Origin of the sequence: Sphingopyxis soli (assembly GCF_018682675.1) — a bacterium.
Taxonomy (GTDB): Bacteria; Pseudomonadota; Alphaproteobacteria; order Sphingomonadales; family Sphingomonadaceae; genus Sphingopyxis; species Sphingopyxis soli.
In genome coordinates this window covers 109,137-128,099 of the sequence record NZ_JAFMTR010000054.1, presented here as the reverse complement: position 1 = coordinate 128,099, position 18,963 = coordinate 109,137, and the positions used below count along the sequence as shown (strand labels likewise).

General features: G+C 65.1%; 15 protein-coding genes. 3 read left to right on the top strand and 12 right to left on the bottom strand.

Annotated features, from left to right (window positions below; genetic code table 11):
- Positions 1 to 68: 68 nt before the first annotated feature.
- Complete coding sequence (locus J1N50_RS08310; protein ID WP_215352669.1) at positions 69 to 836, bottom strand: sulfite exporter TauE/SafE family protein; 768 nt, start codon at positions 834 to 836, stop codon at positions 69 to 71.
- 113 nt (positions 837 to 949) lie between these two features.
- On the bottom strand, positions 950 to 1,885 hold the full coding sequence (locus J1N50_RS08305) for a LysR family transcriptional regulator (RefSeq protein ID WP_215352667.1): 936 nt from the start codon (positions 1,883 to 1,885) through the stop codon (positions 950 to 952).
- Between the two features lie 83 nt (positions 1,886 to 1,968).
- On the opposite strand from J1N50_RS08305, the gene J1N50_RS08300 reads away from it, so the two are divergent.
- Positions 1,969 to 2,304, top strand: coding sequence for a hypothetical protein (locus tag J1N50_RS08300; RefSeq protein WP_215352665.1), 336 nt, complete (start codon positions 1,969 to 1,971; stop codon positions 2,302 to 2,304).
- 226 nt (positions 2,305 to 2,530) lie between these two features.
- Here J1N50_RS08300 and J1N50_RS17780 read toward each other — a convergent pair whose 3' ends face one another.
- From J1N50_RS17780 to J1N50_RS08270, 6 genes are all read right to left on the bottom strand, one after another.
- Complete coding sequence (locus tag J1N50_RS17780; protein WP_246553244.1) at positions 2,531 to 3,424, bottom strand: GNAT family acetyltransferase; 894 nt, start codon at positions 3,422 to 3,424, stop codon at positions 2,531 to 2,533.
- 224 nt (positions 3,425 to 3,648) lie between these two features.
- Positions 3,649 to 4,404, bottom strand: coding sequence for a thioredoxin domain-containing protein (locus J1N50_RS08290; protein ID WP_215352663.1), 756 nt, complete (start codon positions 4,402 to 4,404; stop codon positions 3,649 to 3,651).
- Between the two features lie 9 nt (positions 4,405 to 4,413).
- On the bottom strand, positions 4,414 to 4,920 hold the full coding sequence (locus tag J1N50_RS08285; protein WP_215352660.1) for a hypothetical protein: 507 nt from the start codon (positions 4,918 to 4,920) through the stop codon (positions 4,414 to 4,416).
- Positions 4,917 to 5,648 carry a hypothetical protein gene (locus J1N50_RS08280; RefSeq protein ID WP_215352657.1) on the bottom strand — a complete coding sequence of 244 codons (732 nt, stop codon included), beginning with the start codon at positions 5,646 to 5,648 and terminating at the stop codon, positions 4,917 to 4,919. Before J1N50_RS08280 ends, J1N50_RS08285 begins: the two co-directional genes overlap by 4 nt.
- Positions 5,648 to 6,571, bottom strand: a complete 924-nt coding sequence (locus tag J1N50_RS08275) for a hypothetical protein (protein ID WP_215352655.1) — start codon at positions 6,569 to 6,571, stop codon at positions 5,648 to 5,650. Before J1N50_RS08275 ends, J1N50_RS08280 begins: the two co-directional genes overlap by 1 nt.
- A gap of 4 nt (positions 6,572 to 6,575) precedes the next feature.
- Entirely contained in the window at positions 6,576 to 7,328 is a 753-nt protein-coding gene (locus J1N50_RS08270) for a S1 domain-containing protein (RefSeq protein ID WP_215352652.1), read from the bottom strand.
- Positions 7,329 to 7,500: 172 nt separating this feature from the next.
- Between J1N50_RS08270 and J1N50_RS08265 the strand changes: the two genes are divergently transcribed.
- Positions 7,501 to 10,221 carry a protein kinase domain-containing protein gene (locus J1N50_RS08265; protein ID WP_215352650.1) on the top strand — a complete coding sequence of 907 codons (2,721 nt, stop codon included), beginning with the start codon at positions 7,501 to 7,503 and terminating at the stop codon, positions 10,219 to 10,221.
- A gap of 173 nt (positions 10,222 to 10,394) precedes the next feature.
- The gene (locus tag J1N50_RS08260; RefSeq protein ID WP_215352643.1) at positions 10,395 to 11,738 is read left to right on the top strand and encodes a hypothetical protein; all 1,344 of its coding nucleotides are present in this window, start codon (positions 10,395 to 10,397) and stop codon (positions 11,736 to 11,738) included.
- 811 nt (positions 11,739 to 12,549) lie between these two features.
- Here J1N50_RS08260 and J1N50_RS08255 read toward each other — a convergent pair.
- The 4 genes from J1N50_RS08255 to J1N50_RS08240 all read right to left on the bottom strand — a co-directional run bounded on the left by J1N50_RS08255 (position 12,550) and on the right by J1N50_RS08240 (position 18,937).
- Positions 12,550 to 13,146: a cation efflux transmembrane domain-containing protein gene (locus tag J1N50_RS08255; protein WP_215352640.1), complete on the bottom strand. Its 597-nt coding sequence runs from the start codon at positions 13,144 to 13,146 to the stop codon at positions 12,550 to 12,552.
- Positions 13,147 to 13,263: 117 nt separating this feature from the next.
- Entirely contained in the window at positions 13,264 to 16,425 is a 3,162-nt protein-coding gene (locus J1N50_RS08250; RefSeq protein ID WP_215352632.1) for an efflux RND transporter permease subunit, read from the bottom strand.
- Between the two features lie 17 nt (positions 16,426 to 16,442).
- Complete coding sequence (locus tag J1N50_RS08245; RefSeq protein ID WP_215352629.1) at positions 16,443 to 17,705, bottom strand: efflux RND transporter periplasmic adaptor subunit; 1,263 nt, start codon at positions 17,703 to 17,705, stop codon at positions 16,443 to 16,445.
- Entirely contained in the window at positions 17,702 to 18,937 is a 1,236-nt protein-coding gene (locus tag J1N50_RS08240) for a TolC family protein (protein ID WP_215352627.1), read from the bottom strand. Before J1N50_RS08240 ends, J1N50_RS08245 begins: the two co-directional genes overlap by 4 nt.
- Between the last annotated feature and the right edge of the window lie 26 nt (positions 18,938 to 18,963).

Here is an 18,963-nt window from a genome sequence, read left to right as displayed (position 1 = left end):
GGATACGACGCTGAACGCAGGCTGAGCGAAGCCTTGATGACGGCCGTCCGGCCGGCCCCCGGCCGACCCTATGCCAGCGCGCGATAGAGGCCGAAGGCGCTGGTCGCGGTCAGAACGACGCCGACCAGCGTCAGCATCAGCTTGACCGAAAAGCGCTTCGCCATGAAGGCGCCGAGCGGCGCCGCGAGCACGCCGCCGATCAGCAGCCCCAGCGTCGCGCCCGCGATCTGGTCGAAGCCGAGATGATAGATGAACGTCGCCGATACGGTGAGCGTCAGGAAGAATTCGACGCTGTTCACCGTGCCGACCACCTTGCGCGGTTCCGCCCCCTGGACGAGCAGGTTCGAGGTTACGACCGGCCCCCAGCCGCCGCCGCCCGCCGCGTCCAGAAAGCCCCCGATGAGGCCCAGCGGCGCGATCACCGTCGGCTTCTGCACCTTTGGCGGATAGAGGATGCCGCGCACCAGCAACCAGATGCCGATCGCGACGAGATAGGCGAGCACGAAGGGCTTTACCGCATCGGAGTGAAGCGAGGTCAGGACATAGGCGCCGAGCACGCCGCCGATCACACCGGGGATAAGCAGCCTCCAGAACAGCGGCCATTCGATGTTGCGATGGATCAGGTGGCTGATCCCCGACACCGCGGTGGTGAACATCTCGACGACATGGATGCGCGCCGACGCCTGCGCGGGCGGGACGCCCATCACCGCCACGAGCAGCGTGTTGCAGATTACGCCGAAGGCCATGCCCAGCGCGCCGTCGACGAGCTGCGCCGCGAAGCCGATCAGGATGAAGGGTAACAGCGAAGAGGGGTCCAGCACCGCCAGATCGAACATGACTTCATCCCAACCATATTAATTGACAACCGGCTGCCGCTTTTCGCGCGCATTTGCCAGCCCAATTTTTCTGCTGGCGGTGAAGGGATTTGTTTTCGCGGCCGGTGAAACCGTCAGGCCGACCGTCCCGAAAGGTCGTCAGGCAGATATTCGCGGACATAGTCGATGAACGCCCGCAGCTTGGGCATCACCTGCTTGCGGCTCGGATAGTAGAGGAACAGGCCCGACGTCGTGCCCGCAAATTCGGTGAGCACCAGTTCGACCTCGCCGGTTTCGACCATCGCCTTCGCAACCGGCTCGGCGGTCATGATCATCGCGATGCCGCTGCGCATCGCCACGGTCGCCGCGATCCAGTCGTTGACGATCACCGGGCCGGTCACCGCAACGTCGAATTCGCGGTTCCCCTTTTCGAAGGTCCAGGGCATCAACGCGCCGGTCGCGAGCCGGAAGCGGACGCAGCGATGATTGCGCAGATCCTCCGGCGTTTCGGGGCGGCCATATTTCTCGAAATAGGCGGGCGTCCCCGCGACGACGAAGCGGAACGGGCCGGTCAGGCGCACCGCGATCACATCGGCATCGAGCGATTCGCCCATCCGCACGCCGGCATCGAAGCCGCCGGCGCTGAGGTCCGACAGCGCGTCGTCGGCATAGATTTCCAGCTCGATTTCGGGATAGGCCTCGCAAAAGCCGGCGATGATCGGCTCGAACAGCGGCTGCACCGCGCCGCGCATCAGATTGATGCGCAGCCGCCCGGCGGGGCGGTTGCCGAGGTTGCGCGCGGCTTCATAGGCGTCGGCGATCCCCGAATAGGCGGGCGCGGCGCGTTCGAGGAACATTTCGCCGGCCTGCGTCAGCCCGACGCTCCGCGTCGTGCGCATGAACAACGGGGCGCCGATGCGCGCCTCCAGCGCTTTCACCGTCTGGCTGATCGCCGAGGGAGAGACGCCGAGGTCGGCGGCGGCGGCGGAAAAGCTGCGCCTTTCCGCAACGCGAAGAAAGGCTTCGATCCCGTCGAGCGCCCCATGGGGGATTGTTAAATCCTGCTTCAAAGCACTTGCAGATTAGAGAGGATTATCTATTTGCGCAACAGCACCTAGAAAGGTTGCACAACGAAACGAAAGGAACCTCTCCCATGACCAATCAGCTCTCCTCTTTCCGCCGCTTCCCCTCGGCCTTCGCGATCGTTGCGGCTTCGGCCCTCGCGTTCACCGGCCTGATCGCCTCGACCTCGCCGGCTTATGCCCAGAGCGGCAGCGACTATCGCTGCGCGGGCCTCGCCGACCAGGCGAACAGCGCGGCCGACAGCGCAAGCGCCGCCCAGAAGGCAAGCGCGAAGCGCTTCGTCTCGACCGGCAAGAAGCTTTGCGAGGCCGGCAACGAACGTGCCGCCGCCAAGCAGTTCCGCGCGGCCCTGAAGGTCGCCGGCGTCGCCGAAGTCGAAGCCGACAGCCAGATGGCGGCGCGTTAACCGATAAGCCCAAGACACCAATCTCCGGTCCGTCCTCTCCCTCTCCCGACGGACCCCACTAACTGGGGCGGCACTCACAACGAGGCCGCCCCATTTGTTTGCGCGGACAGGCTTTCCGGCGGCAGCGTTGACGCGCTCCCGTGAAATGTGACCGATTCAGAGGGGAGTCCGACGCGAAAGAGTCAGACAGAATGAAGCGAAGCAGTCTCCGCTCCTCCATTTCGAATCAGCGTTTCAGGAGCTTGCCCATCGAAATCCGGGCTTCGGCCGTGTAGCCAAGCCGACGATAGAAAGCCGCTACCCTATCGTTTTCTGCCCTCATTTGCAGGTTGATCTTGCGGCATCCAAGCGTCGCGAGGATTTCTTCGGCGTGGCGGACAAGCATGGTGCCGATGCCCGTCCGCTGCTGATCGGGATGAACCGCGATCGCGTACAGCCAACCGCGGTGCCCGTCGTAGCCAGCCATAGCTGTTCCGGCCACGTTGCCGTTGATCTCGGCAACGAACAGAAGACCTGGTTGGAATTGCAGCTTGTCGGCGACGGAAATGGCGGCCCTATTCCATGCCGGATCGTCAGGAAAGCATGTCTTCCACAAGCCATCGACCCCCGCGAAATGACGAGGGTCATAAGGCAAGATCTGTACGGAAGACGGGTCGGACGAACCATCATTGCGACCCTTCTGCAGCGCACAGTCTTGCGATGCCGCCCCTTTCGGCGGCGGGTTTCGTTCATGGAGAGGAATCGCGTCCGGAAACGTGAGCCATTGATGCTTGTCCGCTGTCCATACCGCTTGGGCCGGCATCGGAAAGGACGGGTCCGCGAAGGCTCCGACGGCGACCCCAACCAGATGCGGCATCCTTTCCGGAGCCCACCAAAGCGAGGATCCGCATCGACCGCAGAAGTGAAACGTCACCGGATGGCCGCTTGCCGACGACCGAGAAAAGGAGGCTGCCTCTCCCTTGACGATCCTGACTGCCTCGCGAGGGAAGAAGGCCGCAACACTGAAAAGCGAGCCCGTGCGTCGCTGGCAGTCGAGGCAGTTGCACAGCGATATCTTTGCCGGCTCCCCTTCGCATTCAAGCTCGAGCCCGAGGCAGTGACAAGAGGCAAGGCGTGCCATGCAGCCGTTAGATCATGAAGGCTCAAGTTCGGCAACCGGCAAGGCAAAGTTCGCGGACGACCGTGCGATTGATCGGTGCCAGCCGACTCGGCATTCCGATTCTGCTTTCCGAAATGTCCGCTTTTTGGAGCTCGCGCCTGATTGTGAACACTTCGCCCAAGCCACTGGCAGATGAAGCGGCGCCGGTCCTCGCAGCCCAGGGTCCCGAGCCCAGGGTCCTGACCCTAGAATGAGGCGCCCGAGCGCGCCAGCTCTGCCAGTTTCCGCTGGACGAACGCGGGGTCCGGGGACCTGACGACGGTGCCATCGGCGAATAGAGCCGTTGGCTTCGAGCCGCCCAACATGCCGCTCAGCGTTTCGAAATAGCGTCGATCGTAGCGGCAGCCCGCTGCGGCGCGCGCCGGACGGACGCCGGTGCTGATCGCGCGTCTCCATGCCATAGAACGGTCGGGGCTACACCAGATGTCGGGAAGGAAGGGCTTGTTCGCGGTACCGATTGTGCTGGGTACGATCGCATAGCGGGTGCCGGCAGCGGCGAGCGCGGCCTCAAGCCTTTTCGAATAGGGACAATCATAGGCAGACAGCAGCAGCATCCGCAGCGGCCCGGTGCCGCCCTGCTGGATCAGATCCCCATAGCGGATCTGGCTTCGCCACTGCAGGATCAACGCGCCCCATTCGGATGCCGAAAGTGGAGCGCCCGTGTCGCCGCGTTGCGCGCCAAGCTTCCCGTTGTTGAAACTGTATTCGCCGCCGCGCGTCACCAGTATCGGCGCCGTCTCGCGCGGGGAATAGGGGATAGGACGGTCGATCTGGTAAAGGCCGGGAAACGCCGTCGGAACGAAACGTTCGTTGTACAGGCGTTGCAGGGCCTCGATATCGGCGCCCACGGTCGCCGCGGGCGACGGGGCCCGCGCTTTGGCCGGGCAGGCAAGGAGCGGAACGGCAAGGCCCGCGAGAGCCAAGACGGCAAGGCGGCGCATCGGAATCTCCTATCGATAGCGGAAATGGGCAGGGCAAGCGGGGTAGCTGCGCTTGCTGTTGCGCATTGGTTTGAACCCCGGGACGCACCGGCTCATGTTTGGCATCAGTTCTGCCCTGAAACGGCCATCGGCCTGGAACACCCAGAAATTGAGGAAGCGGTCCTTTGGCGGATCGAAGAACAGATAGTTGCGGATCGTCCGGGCGTCGCCATAGGATTGCCCCGGGGCCAGCATGATGCTGCCATGATCGCCGACGCGCCCGGCATAATCGTCGGTCTGGCTGACGAGCAGGACGCTGACCTCGCGGCCGCATTTGTTGACGAAGCGAAAATAGACAAGTTTCCGCTCGGGGCTCTTGTGCCCCGGTTTCGCGAGTGTCTGATGGCTCCACTCGATGCAGCCGGCGGCGCTGCCCCCGCTTTCGAGCGTCGTCGTCACGCCCGATTGCTGGGCGAATGCCGACCCCGCTGCGGCGAGCGCCAGCGCCCCGAGGGCGGTGCATAGCGCGCGGTTCATGGCGCCACCCTCACGGTTTCGCGGTCGATGCGGCTATATTCGGACGGTTCGATGCCGAACTCGACAACCTCGGCCTCGATCGTGCCGCCGTTGCCGCTGGGTCGCGAAGCGACGAGACGGGCGCGAATGACGAGGCCGAGATTGCCGAGCCAGCTGTCGGCCTTGAGCGCCGCAGCCTTGTCCGAGGTCATTTTCCAGACGCGTGCCTTGTCGGCGTTGCGGAGCTTGAGTGCGATCTGCATCGAGCCGTCGCGGAACGGAAAAAAGGCGTCGGGCGCAAAGGCCCCGAGCGGGATGCCGCCGAGCGCGGGATCATATTCCCCGGGATCGGCTCGGGTGCGCAACGTGACGCATCGGATGTCCTTCACGGCATTCCATTGCGCGTCGACCTGGGCATTGGCGCGCTTCCAGGCCTCTTCGGCGCCGAGCCCGCGGTCGAGACCCGCCAGTGCTTCATCCGCCCATTTCTCGCGCGGCGGGGAAAGGCCGGTCATGGCAAAATAGATGATCGCCCAGTCGCGATCGCCGAGGTTGTCGGTGTAACTGTCGCATTTGACCGGCGGCGCTGCGGGCGGCGGTGGAGCATCGGCTGCCGCCGTCGCATCTGAACCCGTGGTCGCCGTCGACGAGTCGCCCGCAGGGTTGCCGGCCGCCTGTTTGTCGCTGCATCCGCTCGCGGCCAGCGCAAGCCACAGCGCGGCGGCGGAGGTCGTCAGGGGACGGCGCATCAGAATTTGCCCCCTTCATTGGCGCCGGCAGCGGCGGCTTGGGACGCGCGATATGCGTCGCGTTCCCGGGGGAAGCGGTTGACCTCATAGTCGTAATAGGCCGCGGCATCGATCATCGCGACACGCACCGCCTGCGCCAGTTGGGGGTTGTCATAGGCGGGCTCGATCAGCGCGACGATCGTCAGCCCGCAATCGGGACGCCAGTTCATCTGGGTGCCATAGATCGCTATGCCCGCGCTGCATTCGCGCAGCTTGTCGCGGTCGAAGTCGGGCAGCGGCTTGCCGTCTGGCCCTCGCAGCCAGAACATTTCGCCGCGGTCGCCGTTCAGGGACGGCTTGCCATATTTCTTTTCCAGCGCTGCCTGCTGCGACGCGATCGTCGGTTCGCCGCCCTTCGCGAAAGGCTGGGTCAGCCAAAGCGCATAAAGTTTTTCCTGACCCGGCATACCGTCGGCGTAGAGGCTCCACTCGGCATCGACCGTGTCGAGGCGATTGCGCGGATTATAGTTCAGCACATCTGTCGAACTCCACCGCGCCTGATGGCGGCCGGTTGCGATGCGAACAAAGCTCCGGATTTTGAGACCGGCCTCGTCGCGCGACAACCGCGGTCCGTCGCCTTCCAGCATCACGCTGTCCGCTTCCTTGCCGTCGGGGCACTGTGCAAAGCGCACCGCGGTGTCGAGCGGGACGCCGAGCCGCAACCCGCGCAGATCGTCCACAGCGCCGCCATCGGCCCGGGGCGGGATCGCGATGCCGTCGCAGTCGACCTCGATCTTCTTGCCATAATAGGTCATCGCTCCCGACGGACCTTCGCCGGCGGCGAGATCGCGCGTTTCCGACGGTTTCGCCCCATCGCCGCCGCTGCCGCAACCGGCGAGCGACAGCGCGGCGGCCGCGAGCACAAGTTTCGTGGCATGAGTCATCGCTTCAATCCTTTGCAAGCGGGTTGCGGAGCCTTCCGAGGCCGGCGGCGACCAGCGCAGCGCCGAGGAGGAAAAGCAGCCAGGTTCCGATCCCGAGGCCGATCCCGTCGGCCATCCGGTCGCGGACGAAATCGGGCACCATCGACAGGATCGCCGAGCGCAGCATGATGACGAGCAGACCGGCGCCGATCGCCGCCGCGCCGGTCGCCAGCATCGGCAGCCGTTCCGCCTTGCCCGACCATGCCGTCCAGATGAGCCACAGCGCGGCAAGCGGCGCGGCGAAGCGCAGGAACAGCAGCGTCTGGATCGTGTCGAAACCCGACTTGCCGCCGCCCAGCATTGCCTGCGCCGCGGCGACGCGTCCCAGATCGTCCATCGCATTGCCAAGGCCGATCAACGTGGCGCTCTGGACCGGCGTGGACAGGGCCGGAAGGAAGCAAGCGAGCAGGAGGAGGAGCGCAAGGGGCGCCGCCAGTGTCCGCGTCATCAGTGCCGCGATCCGCGCGCCCTGTTCGGATTCGGTGAGCGCGCCGAGGTCGGCGCCGATTGTGCCGAGCGCGGCCATCGCCGAACCGGCGACGGGATAGACGTCGCGCGCTGCGCCGTCCTCGCTCTCGAAGTCGACCGTCATCCCCGCCGTCGGCGCCTTTTCGCCGCCGCGCCATTCGGAACGAGCGAATTTGTGGCGCGTACCGTCCTCGGCGGATATCGCGCCGCTGCCGGTCGCTTCGTCAAAACCGAGTATCTTTCCCTTCATCGACCGCCCCCCGGTATGCCGGCCAGCGATTCTTCGGGAACGCGCGCCGGACAGTTGAAAGCCCGAGGCGCCGACAACGGCAGCCTCGAGCGCTGGAGGGGTATTCTGGTGCATCCTCAAAGTCTTGAAGGCGCTCTAAAGAATTTCTAAAGTCGGTCGTCAGGGGGTCGATATGACGCAATCAAGCTCTTCTCGCCGCAGGCGCAGGCTTTGGAAGTTCGCGGGGGCGGAGTTCGACGAAGCAAGCTGGACGCTGCGCGTGGACGGTCAGGCGGTCACGCTCGAGGGCAAGCCGCTCGAGGTACTGCACGAATTGCTGCTTCGCGCAGGCGAGGTTGTGACCAAGGACGAAATCCTCGACGCGGTCTGGCCGGGCGTCACCGTCGTGGAGGGGTCGCTGACCACCGCGATCTCGAAACTGCGCAAGGCCTTGGGTGAGGCGCGCGAGCAGATCGTCGAGACGGTTCCGCGGGTCGGGTACAAGCTCGCCGCCCCGGTCGCGATCGAGAGTGTCGAATCGCCTTTGGCGCCGCGCTTTACATTCGCAGCGAACGATGCGGTGCCGGGTCGGCGGCAGTGGCGGCTGGTGGAGCCGCTCGGCGACAGCGGCGCGCAGGACGTCTGGCTGGCGCGGCACGACAAGACCGGCGAGACGCGGGTGTTCAAATTCGCCGACGCCCCAGACCGGCTTCGCAGCCTGAAGCGCGAGGCCGCGCTGACCCGGCTGCTGTTCGCAGGGCTGGGCAAATCGGCGCCGCTTCCCGCGCTGCTCGAATGGAATTTCGATGTCTCGCCTTTCTTTCTTGAATATAGCTTTGGCGGGCAAGACCTGACCACATGGGCCTCCGGGCAGGGCGGGCTTTCGGCGATCGCGATCGAGACGCGGCTGGCGGTCGCCGCGGCGATCGCGCGCGCGGTCGCGCGGATGCACGACCTTGGTGTGCTGCACAAGGATCTGAAGCCGGCGAACATCCTCATTGCGCCCGAGCAGGGCCCCGAAAGCATCCGGCTGGCCGATTTCGGAAGCGGGCGCCTTCTCGACGATACCGTCCTCGCCAGCTTCCAGATCACCGATCCGGGCTCGCTCGATCCCGACCTGGCGCGGGACGAGCCCCGGTCGGGCACGCTCGCCTATCGGGCCCCCGAACTGGTCGGCGATGCCATGCCGACGGTGAAGAGCGATATCTATGCGCTCGGCATGATACTCTATCAGCTGGCGGTCGGCGATTTTTCGGCGTCGCTCGCGCCAGGCTGGGAAAGCCGGATCGCCGATCCGGTGCTGCGCGCCGACATATTCGCGGCAGCCGAAGGCGATCCGGACCTCCGCCTCGCCAGCGCGGCTCAGCTTGCCGAGCGCCTGGAGACGATCGAGCGGCGCCGTGCCGATGCGGTCGCGGCGGCGCAGCACGAAGCGGCCGCGGAAGCCTTCAGCCGCGCCGAGGAACGCCGCGCGGCCCGGCGGCCATGGGTCCGTGCCGCCTTTGCCAGCCTTGCGGCGGGCTTCGTCGCGTCGAGCGGCCTCGCCGCCTATGCCTGGCATCAGCGCGGCGCGGCGCTGGCGGCGCGCGACCAAGCCGAAACAAGCTATGCCTTCATTGCCGAGGATGTCCTCTCCAGCCCCGATCCCGCCAAGTCGAGCGCCGACGAGACGGTGCTGGAGGCGGTGAAGCGTGCGAGCGCCAGCATCGACACGCGTTACGCCCGGTCGCCCGGCACCGCGGCGCGGCTTCATCTGGCGGTCGCCCGCGCTTTTCACCAGCGCAGCGATTTCGACACCGCCCGCGCCGAATATGCGCGCGCGGCGGCGCTGTTCGCCAGGGCGGGGGAGACCGACAGCGAAGCCGCCATCCTCGGCCGGCTTGGCAGCATCCATATGGATTCGACCTCGGGTCAGCCGGGACGTCTGGAGGCGGCGGGCGCCGCGATCGCGAAAGAGACAAAGGCGCTCGGCGACCGGGCGAGCAGCGGGCGCATCGGTTTTGCGCTGGCGCAGGCCGAGGGAGCCTATGCGTACACCGCCGACATCGGGCGCGCCGAGCGCGCGATCCGGCGGGCGGTGTCGATCGGTTCGATGCCGGGATCGGGCGTATCCCCGACACAGTTGCTGAAAGCGCGGTCGTCGCTGGCGCTGGTGATGATGCGGCAGGGCAAGGTCGAGGAGGCAGAACCGCTCGCACGGGCAATTGTGGCCGATTCGATCCGGATCAGGGGTGCCGACAATCCCGACACGCTGGTGACGCGGCAGCACTGGGTCACGGCGCTGTCGATGCTCGGAGAGAACCAGCGCGCCCTCGATGAAAGCGGCCCGCTGCTCGCTGCCCTCGAAAGGCGCTTCGGCAGCGATCACCGCTTCACGCTTGCGATGCACTCGACGCGTTTCGAAAGCCTCGCCGCGCTCGGCCGATACGACGAGGCGGCGGCGGAAGCAAAGCTGGTCTGGGACGGCGCCGCGGCCCAGGCAGGGCCGCGGTCGCATCAGGCGCTGGTCGGGCAGAACGACTATGCATCGGCTCTCTGCCAGACGACGAAGCGCCGCATGGCGCTTCCGATTCTCGAAGACGCGGTGGCGCAGGCCCGGCGGGCATTCGGGGACGATTACGGGCTCACGCAGACGATCCAATTCTATCTGGGCGAATGCGATCTTGCGAACCGGCGCTTTGCGGACGCCGATCGGGCCTATGCATCGGTCGATCCGAAGAAGGTCGCCGAGCTGACCGGACGTCCCGATTTCGACGCGATGCTGAAGGTCGCGCAGGGCGAGGCGATGCTGGGGCTGGGCGACCGCAGACGCGCAAGCACGCTGCTCGGCGCCGCAGAGGCGGCCGCAAAGACGTCCGAAGACCCCGAACTCAGGGGCCGGCTGAAGCGGCTTCGGCTTGGCCTCAAGGATTAGACCGGGGGGCGGTCCCACAGACTTGAGAAGTTCTTGAGAAGGGCGTGAAGACTTTCGGAACCGGCCGCTGCAAATCTCCGGAGCCGGTCCCGGCGGGCGGGACGGACCGGAGCGGGGACGCCATTGTGGGGACGTCCACGGCTTCCGAAGATCGTGGAGTGGAGGACGATGCAATGACAGGTGGACGGTTACGGGTTGCAGCGCTGTTGCTGCCGCTGCTTGCGATGGCGCAATCGCAGGCGGCGGCCCGTGCGGCGGAATGGCCGCGCGAGGTTCAGGCGGTCTACGACGGGCTGAAGCAGGAATGCCGCGCCGAAGGCGGCAAATTCGTCGCCGATCGCGCCGCCTTCGCGACGCAGACGGAGGTCACGAATGACGGCAAGCCCGACTGGATCATCGCCTATGCAGCGACGCGCTGCACCACGTCGGGCTATTCGGCATGGTGCGGCACCGCAGGCTGCGTGATCGGAATTCTGGGATCGGGGCCGGCCGGATTGCGCGAGATTTTCAACGACAATCTGCGCGACTGGAAGGTCGTTGCGGTCGATGCGAAGCGCAAGGGGCTGGAAACCTCGGTCCACGGCAGTGTGTGTGGTGGTGTCGGCGCGGAAATATGCATGCAGACGCTGGTCTGGAACGGCAAGAAATGGGCCGTCGCGAAACAGCGGCGCTGGACCGATGCCGACTATGCGGCGGCGGAGAATGGCGAGGCCGGCGGCGGGGCCCCGCCGCCGATGCACGCGGCGCGCTGGCAATTTGGCGGCAGCGGCATGGGAGCCATCGCGGCGACGACCGACCATCCCGATTTCGTCGCGCTCGGACTGCGCTGCCAGCCCGGCGGCGGCGTCTATATGACGATGATGCCGAAGCCCGGCCTTGCGCTGCCCGCGGCGGGACAGGCGTTGCTCGTCGATTTCAAGGGCAGCGCCAACGGCGATTACGACGCGGTTCAGTCGCTGGTTCAGGAACCCGGAAAGCCCGATCTGAGCGGGCCGCTCGATCCGGGGGTGGAGCAACTGCTTGTCGGCGCAGATACGGGCCTCGAGCTTATGGCCAGCACCGATGGCGGCGACGAGTGGCGCGATCTGAACTATATGTCGCTGGCGGGCTCGACGGCAGCGATCCGGTCGCTGCGCCAGCAATGCGCCGGCGCCGCCGGAGCATCGGCCGGACAGCAGTCCGTCGGCAAGAAGGCGGCGCCGCCTCTCGGCATCGTTCCCGGATATTATGTGCTGGAGAGCGAATCCTGCGCGGCGCCGAGCTTCGAGGCCGTCTATTACGACGGCCGCAGGCTGGGTCTTATGCGCGGGGGCGGGGCGCCCGGTAGCGAAAATGAAAATATCGTCGGACCTCTCGGCCCGGTCGAGAAATCGGGCAAGGCCTTCTTCCTTCCCGAATGGGAAATGGAAGTCAAAATCTTGTCGCCCACCCGCATCCAGCTGACAATTCAGGACACCGAAGCGCCGCGGCGCTGGTGCTCGGACAGTCAGATCGGCGCCAAGTGGAAAGCGAGATGAACTCGCGGCGCCCTCGGCGGCAGCACGCTTCGAATGTCAGCGCCATGGACGGCGTCCGCATAGAATTTGTGTGCTGCCCCGAGTTGCGCTCGCCACTTGTCGCGCAGTGAAAGTCTTCGCTGTCCTAACCGCGGCGGTCATGGGCGGAGCTATGGAGAAAGCTGTTTTTTGCTGGTGGCGGGATAGCCCGATGCCACCCAAAAGCGGACAAGCGGATCTTGATATGGCGATGTCTGCTTTTGGGCAGCGCTGGCTCGAGCGGGTCCGCAGCTCTCTTATTTACGCCGCCAGCGGAAATACCAGATTTCGTGTCCAAACGCAATCATCATATTGAAAATACGTGATTTATATTCGATTTCTATCCGCATAAATTGGTGCAGCAATCACCGAGCAATCACCATTTTTTCGGGTATTGAAAGCGTGCGGTGGGTAGAAACCGTGTAAGGCTCCTTTCCCTTTGGCGCGACTAAGGAACATTCCGATGCGGTTTGCTGAAAGTCCGTTTTACACCCGAATTCGGACGGATCGGCAATAAACCCGAATCCCCGATAGCAAACATTCGCTGCGAACGTTGCCAAGGTTGGGGTCGAGGGTTCGAATCCCTTCGCCCGCTCCAGTTTTCCTAACAATTTCAGATACTTACGCCGAATGGCGGCGTAATATGCGTCGTTACGCGGGCTCGATTTTTGCCTCGCGTAATAAGGACGTAATATGATGGGAGCGAGCTGTCAGGTGCCTCTAGGGCAGGATCGGCGACGTTGTTCGCAGAGGTCCGAACATTCTTCCGCCGATCCGACATGCCTCACATGCTCTAATCTCTCTGCTGTTTGGCCTCTTGCCGGGCGTCGCGAAGGATTTCGATCCCGCCCTTGATCGCGATCAGCGCAGTCGCAAATCCAACCAGAAGGTCCGGCCAGTTCGTACCGAGCCACCAGACGAGGACACCCGCGATCAGGATGCCGCCGTTCGAGATGAAGTCGTTGTAGCTGAAGGTGGTCGCGGCTCTGAGGTTGACGTCCGGATCCTGAATACGCTGCAAGAGCTTCAGGCAAGCATAGTTCACCACCGCAGCGACCGCCGACATGATCATCATCGTCGGACCGATCGGTTCGCTACCTTCGAAATAGCGGCGTCCCACATCGAACAGGACGCCGGCTGCGAAGACCAGCAGCATGATGCCCGATGCCGTGGCAGCACGGGTTTTCCATTTCAGGCCGTGGCTGAGCGCAACGAGGCTCAACGCATAGACCGCGGCGTCGGACAGATTGTCGAGCCCATTGGCGATGAGCGCGCTCGAATCGCCGAGCCCGCCGGTTACGAGGAAGGCGATCGCGATAGCTGCGTTCAGGACGAGAACGATCTGGAGCGTTCGCTTTTCGCGTTCGCTCCCGGATGCTTTTTCATTCATTGCAAGCTCCTCAATCCTCACCATCCCTAAAAGGAGGCGGAACCCGCTTGGGTTCCGCCTCAGTCAGCACTCCCGGTTGCCGCCGACAGGGGGGAATGGCGGCTGACCGGGAGGTGCTCAGCCTGCGGGGCTGGGCACGCCGCTCGGGTGCGCCAACTCTTCCTCTTCAGCCTTCGCGGTCCGTCGATGGACCAGGAGGTACAGCGCCGGCAGCACGAGCAGAGTCAGGATCGTCGACGAGATGATCCCACCGATGACGACAGTTGCCAGCGGCCGTTGCACCTCGGACCCAGCCCCGACATTGAGCGCCATCGGTACGAACCCGAGCGATGCCACCAACGCGGTCATCATCACCGGCCTGAGGCGGGTCAGTGCGCCTTCACGGATCGCCTCGACAAGCGCTTTTCCGCGTTCGCGCAGATCCTTGATGAAGGATAGCATCACCACGCCGTTCAGCACCGCGACCCCCGAGAGCGCGATGAATCCAACGCCCGCGGAGATCGAGAGCGGAATGTCGCGCAGCGCTAGCGCCGCGACGCCTCCCGTCAGCGCCAGCGGCACGCCTGAGAAGACGATCGCAGCATCGCGCACCGTGCCGAACAGCATGAACAGCAGGCCGAAGATCAGCAGCAGTACCAGCGGCACGACGATCTGGAGGCGCTCGGTTGCGGACTGAAGCTGCTCGAACGTCCCGCCATATTCGATGTAGTAACCATCGGGCAGCACGACCTCGGCTTCGACCTTTTGCGTGAGCTCGTCGATGAACGAACCCAGATCGCGCCCACGAACATTCGCCGTGATCACCGCGCGGCGCTTGCCATTTTCACGGCTGATCTGGTTCGGTCCCGCCGCGAGCGATATCTCCGCCAGCTCCGAAAGCGGCACGAAGCCGCCGGCCGGAAGTGCAACGGGAAGATTGCCGAGCGACGCGAGATCGGTGCGAATGGCTTCGGGAAGCCGGACGATCACATCGAAGCGGCGGTCACCCTCGAAAAGCTCGCCCGCCTGGCGGCCGCCGGTCGCGGTCGAAACCGCGTCCTGCACCGTTTCCATGCTGACGCCGTAGCGCGCAAGCTTGTCGCGGTCGGGCGTGACCGAGAGCATCGGCAGGCCGGTGACCTGTTCGAGCTTCACGTCCTGCGCGCCCGCAATCCCGCCGGCGACTTCCTCGATCGCCTGCCCCGATTCGAGCAATTGATCGAGGTCGTCGCCGAAGAGCTTGATCGCCACATCGGCGCGAACGCCGGCGATCAGCTCGTTCATGCGCATCTTCACCGGCTGGGTGAACTCATAATTATTCCCCGGTACCTCGTTCACCGCCTTGTTGAGTTCGGCGACGAGCTGGTCGCGGGTCTTTCTCGGATTGGGCCATTCCTTCCGGTCTTTGAGCATGATGAAATTGTCGGCGACCGATGGCGGCATCGGATCGGTCGCGACTTCGGGCGTGCCGATCTTCGCGAACACCCGCTCGACTTCGGGAAACTGCCTGATCCTCTTCTCCAGCGCCTCTTGCATCGCGATCGACTGGGTGAGGCTCGTCCCGGGAATACGCATCGCGTGCATCGCGATATCGCCTTCGTCGAGGTCCGGGATGAACTCGGACCCGAGACTGGTCGCCGCCACGCCGCTGAGCGCGACAAGCGACAAAGCACCAGCCAGCGCAGCCTTCGGCCAATTGAGGACGCGATCGAGCATAGGGCGATAGCCCTTGCCGAGACCGCGCATCAGCCAATTTTCCTTTTCCTCGACCTTGCCGGTCACGAACAGCGCCACCGCGGCCGGAACCAGGGTGAGCGACAGCAGCAGAGCGGCGGTAAGCGCGAGGACGACGGTGATCGCCATCGGATGGAAGGTTTTGCCCTCGACGCCCTCGAGCGCGAAGATCGGCAGATAGACGGCGGTGATGATGATGATGCCGAAGATGCTCGGCTTGATCACCTCTGCACTAGCCGAAGCGACCAGACCGAAGCGTTCGTCGCGGTCGAGCAGGCGCCCGAGCCTGTGCTGGGCCTCGCCGAGCCGGCGGAGGCAGTTCTCGACAATGATGACGGCCCCGTCGACGATGAGGCCGAAGTCGAGCGCCCCGAGGCTCATGAGGTTCGCCGATGTCCGCGTCTGGAGCATGCCCGTCAGCGTCATCAGCATCGCGACCGGAATCACCGCCGCCGTGATCAGCGCCGCGCGGAAATTGCCGAGCAGGAGGAACAGGATCACGATGACGAGCAGCGCGCCCTCGGCGAGGTTCTTCTGCACCGTCGAGATCGTCCGCTCGACGAGCGCCGTCCGATCGTAGAGCGGCTTGGCAACGACGCCCTTCGGCAACGCACGCGAGGCTTCGACGAGACGTTCGGCCGAGGCCTGCGCCACCACGCGCGGATTCTCGCCGATCAGCATCGAGACCGTGGCAAGGACGACTTCCTTGCCATTTTCCGTCGCCGCGCCTGTGCGGAGCCCCGAACCGATCGCGACATCGGCGACGTCGGCGATCCGGATCGGAACCCCGCCGCGAGTGGTGACGATGATCTGCGACAGGTCGCGCTCATTATTGGCCTGACCCGGCACGCGGATCAGAATCTGTTCGCCGCTGCGCTCGACATAACCGGCCCCGCGGTTGGCATTATTGGCCTCGAGTGCGGTGACGACATCGTTGAGCGAGAGATTGAGCGAGGCGAGCGAGGCCGGGTTCGGGGTCACATGATATTGGCGGGCGTAGCCGCCGATCGTGTTGATCTCGGCGACCCCCGGAATCGTGCGCATCTGCGGCCGGATGACCCAGTCGGACATCGTCCGGAGGTCTTCCGCCGTATAAGGCGTGCCGTCGGGTTTTCGCGCGCCCGGTTCGGCCTCGATCGAGAACATGAAGATTTCGCCGAGACCCGTCGAGATCGGGCCCATTTCGGGCTCCATCCCGGGTGGAAGCTGTCCGCGCGCGGCCTGGAGCCGCTCGTTGACCTGCTGGCGCGCGAAATAGATGTCGGTCCCGTCCTCGAAGACAACGGTGACCTGGCTGAGGCCATAACGCGAGATCGACCTAGTGTAATTGAGGTTCGGAATGCCCGCGATTGCGGTCTCGATCGGATAGGTGATGCGCTGCTCGGATTCGAGCGGCGAATAGCCTTCCGCCTTGGTGTTGATCTGGACCTGGACGTTGGTGATGTCGGGAACGGCGTCGATGGGCAATTTGGTCGCGCTCCACGCGCCGATCGCGCAGAGGAGCGCGACGACCGCGAGGACGAGCCATCGTTGCCGGATCGAAAAGCCTATGGTTCTGGCTAGCATGTTATCCTGCTCCCCGATCAATGGTCGTGGCCCGCGCCGGACTTTTCGATGTCGGCGCGAACGAGGAAACTGCCCTTGGTGACATAAGCGGTGCCGGGCTTGATGCCCGACAGGACCTCGGTCCATTCGGGCGACGAACGGCCGAGCTTCAGCATCCGGACCTCATAGTCCTGCCCGAAATTGGCATAGACCACCTTGAAATCGCGGAAGGGCTGGATCGCCTCGGTGCGCACCGCGAGTGGCACGGTGACGGGATTGACCATCACGCGGCCGCGCAAGGCCATGCCGGGCCGGAGCGTCCCCGAGCGGTTGGGGATCGTCGCGCGAATGAGCGCGGTGCCTGCCTCGACATTGCCGTCGGGCAGGAACTGCCCGAGCGGCGCGGTCGCGATTTCGGCGCCGTCCTGCGTCTCCACCGTCACCCGCATACCCGGACGGATAATCGCGAGGTCGCGGGGGAAGATGTTGAAGACGACCGTGGTCTGCGCCGGGTCGGTGACCACATAGAGTGCACGCCCGTCGGTAACGTCGCCGGGGTTGGCGTTGCGCTCGGCGATCACGCCGCCGACCGTCGCATAGACCGGATAGACCTGGAGGCTCTCGCTGGACTCGATGCGCGCGAGAAGTTCTCCGCGGCGGACGCTGTCGCCCACCGCCTTGGTCACCGAGACGACGCGGCCGGGGAACTGGCCGCGAATTTCGGAGCGGGCGGTCGGCGACAGTTGGACGGTGCCGTAGAGTTCGCGCATTTCGCCGACCGTCGCCGGTCCGACGACCGCGGTTTCAATGCCGCCGGCCTTGGCGGCGTCGGCCGCGATCCGCGTGCGCCCTTCAGGGTTCGCATATTTCCAGACGTGCCGCTTGCCGCCCGTCACCGCGACGACCTCGACATCGAAGCTGTGCGGTTCGGTGACGACACCTTGCCCTCCGAGGAATTTGCCCTGCGGGCGGAAGGAGAAGTGATCGACGTCGCCGCCAAGCCGCGTGAGCGTGATGGCGAGCTGGACATCCTTGGGGTCGACCGGCTTGCCGTCCCGCGTCGCGAAAACGCGGAATTGCGGCTCGGTGCCATTCTCGAAGATCGTGACCTCGACCGCGAAATCGCCATTCTTGAGCAATTTGCCACCGTTCGGGCCTTTGGCATCTTCCTCGCCTTCGCCCTCGGCGTGGCTTTCGCCTTCTTCATGCTTGTCTTCGCCCTCGGCTCCGCCGCCGCAGGCAACGAGAGGTCCGGCAAGGAACAGCGCCGCAGCTGCGGCGGGAAATGGAAACTTCTTCATGGAATATTCTCCGCAAGGGGAGCCGCATCGAAGCGGCCGGTCAGGCGATCGATCTCCGCGAGCAAATCGCGGTAGCGCGTCATGGCCTCGGCCCACCGACCCTGGATCTGGATGATGACGTCGGCGGCATCCTGTACGTCGGCGAACAGGAACCCGCCGCGGGCATAGCCTTCGCGCACCTGGACGAGCGTCTTCACCGCCTTGGGATAGACGTCGTTCATGATGCCCTCGGCCCGGACGCGTGCGGCGTCGGCGTCGGCGCGCAGCGACGCGAGGCGCCTCAGCCGCTCGAGCCGGCTCGCTTCGGATTGGAACTCGAGCTGCCGCCGTTCGGCCTGCGCCCGGGCGATATTGCCCTGGTTGCGGTCGAACCGTCCGAGCGGGATTGAGATGCCGCCGAGAACGGCGACATCGTTGGTCTCGCGAAGGAAGCGGGTGCCGCCCGAGACCGTATAGTCCTGGTACGCGCGGCTTTGCTCGACGACGACCTGCGCGCGGGCCCGGTCGACGGCGGCGTCGAAGACCGCCGCGTCGGCTTCGGCAAGCGGCGGATCGCGCGGATCGGGTTTCTCGATCCCCTCGGCGATAACGAGGCTGTCAGGCGTGCCGCCCCAGAAGGAGGTGAGCAATGCGCGTGCGGACTGCCGCTTCGCCTGGGCTTCCTTCAGGGCCAGTTCGGCCTCAAGGATGCGGGCATCGGCGCGCGTCTCGACGAAGAGCGGATCCTTGTAGCCGCGCACGCGCCGGATCGCTTCAGTCCGCATCTCCTTTTCCAGTTTGACGCGATCCTCTGCGATCCAGACCATCTGCTCGGCGATCTGGACGTCAATATAGGCGCGCTGCACTTCCTGGGCGATGTCGAGCCGGACGAGCCGCCACTGCGCCTCGGCGAGAACAACACCGCGCTCGGCAAGCGCCATCCGCGCCTCGCGCTTGCCCCCGCGTTCGAGCGGCTGCGAATAGGTGACGGTGAGTTCCGATTGCCGGAACAGGCCATAGCCGCCCGTCCCGACGCCATTGTCCATGTCGACCGACACGGTCGGATTGGGACGGACGCGGGCTTGCAGCTGGTCGGCGCGCGCGGCGTCGACCCCCGCTTCGCCCGCTCTAAGCTCGGGCGATGCAGCGATGGCCCGCTCGACCGCCTGGTCGAGCGTTAGCGGCTGGGCCCAAACGGACCCCGCCAGCAGCGCAGCCCCGGCCAACAGGGCGGCGCGCATATGGATATGCATGAATGATCACTCCTGAACGGTTCGAC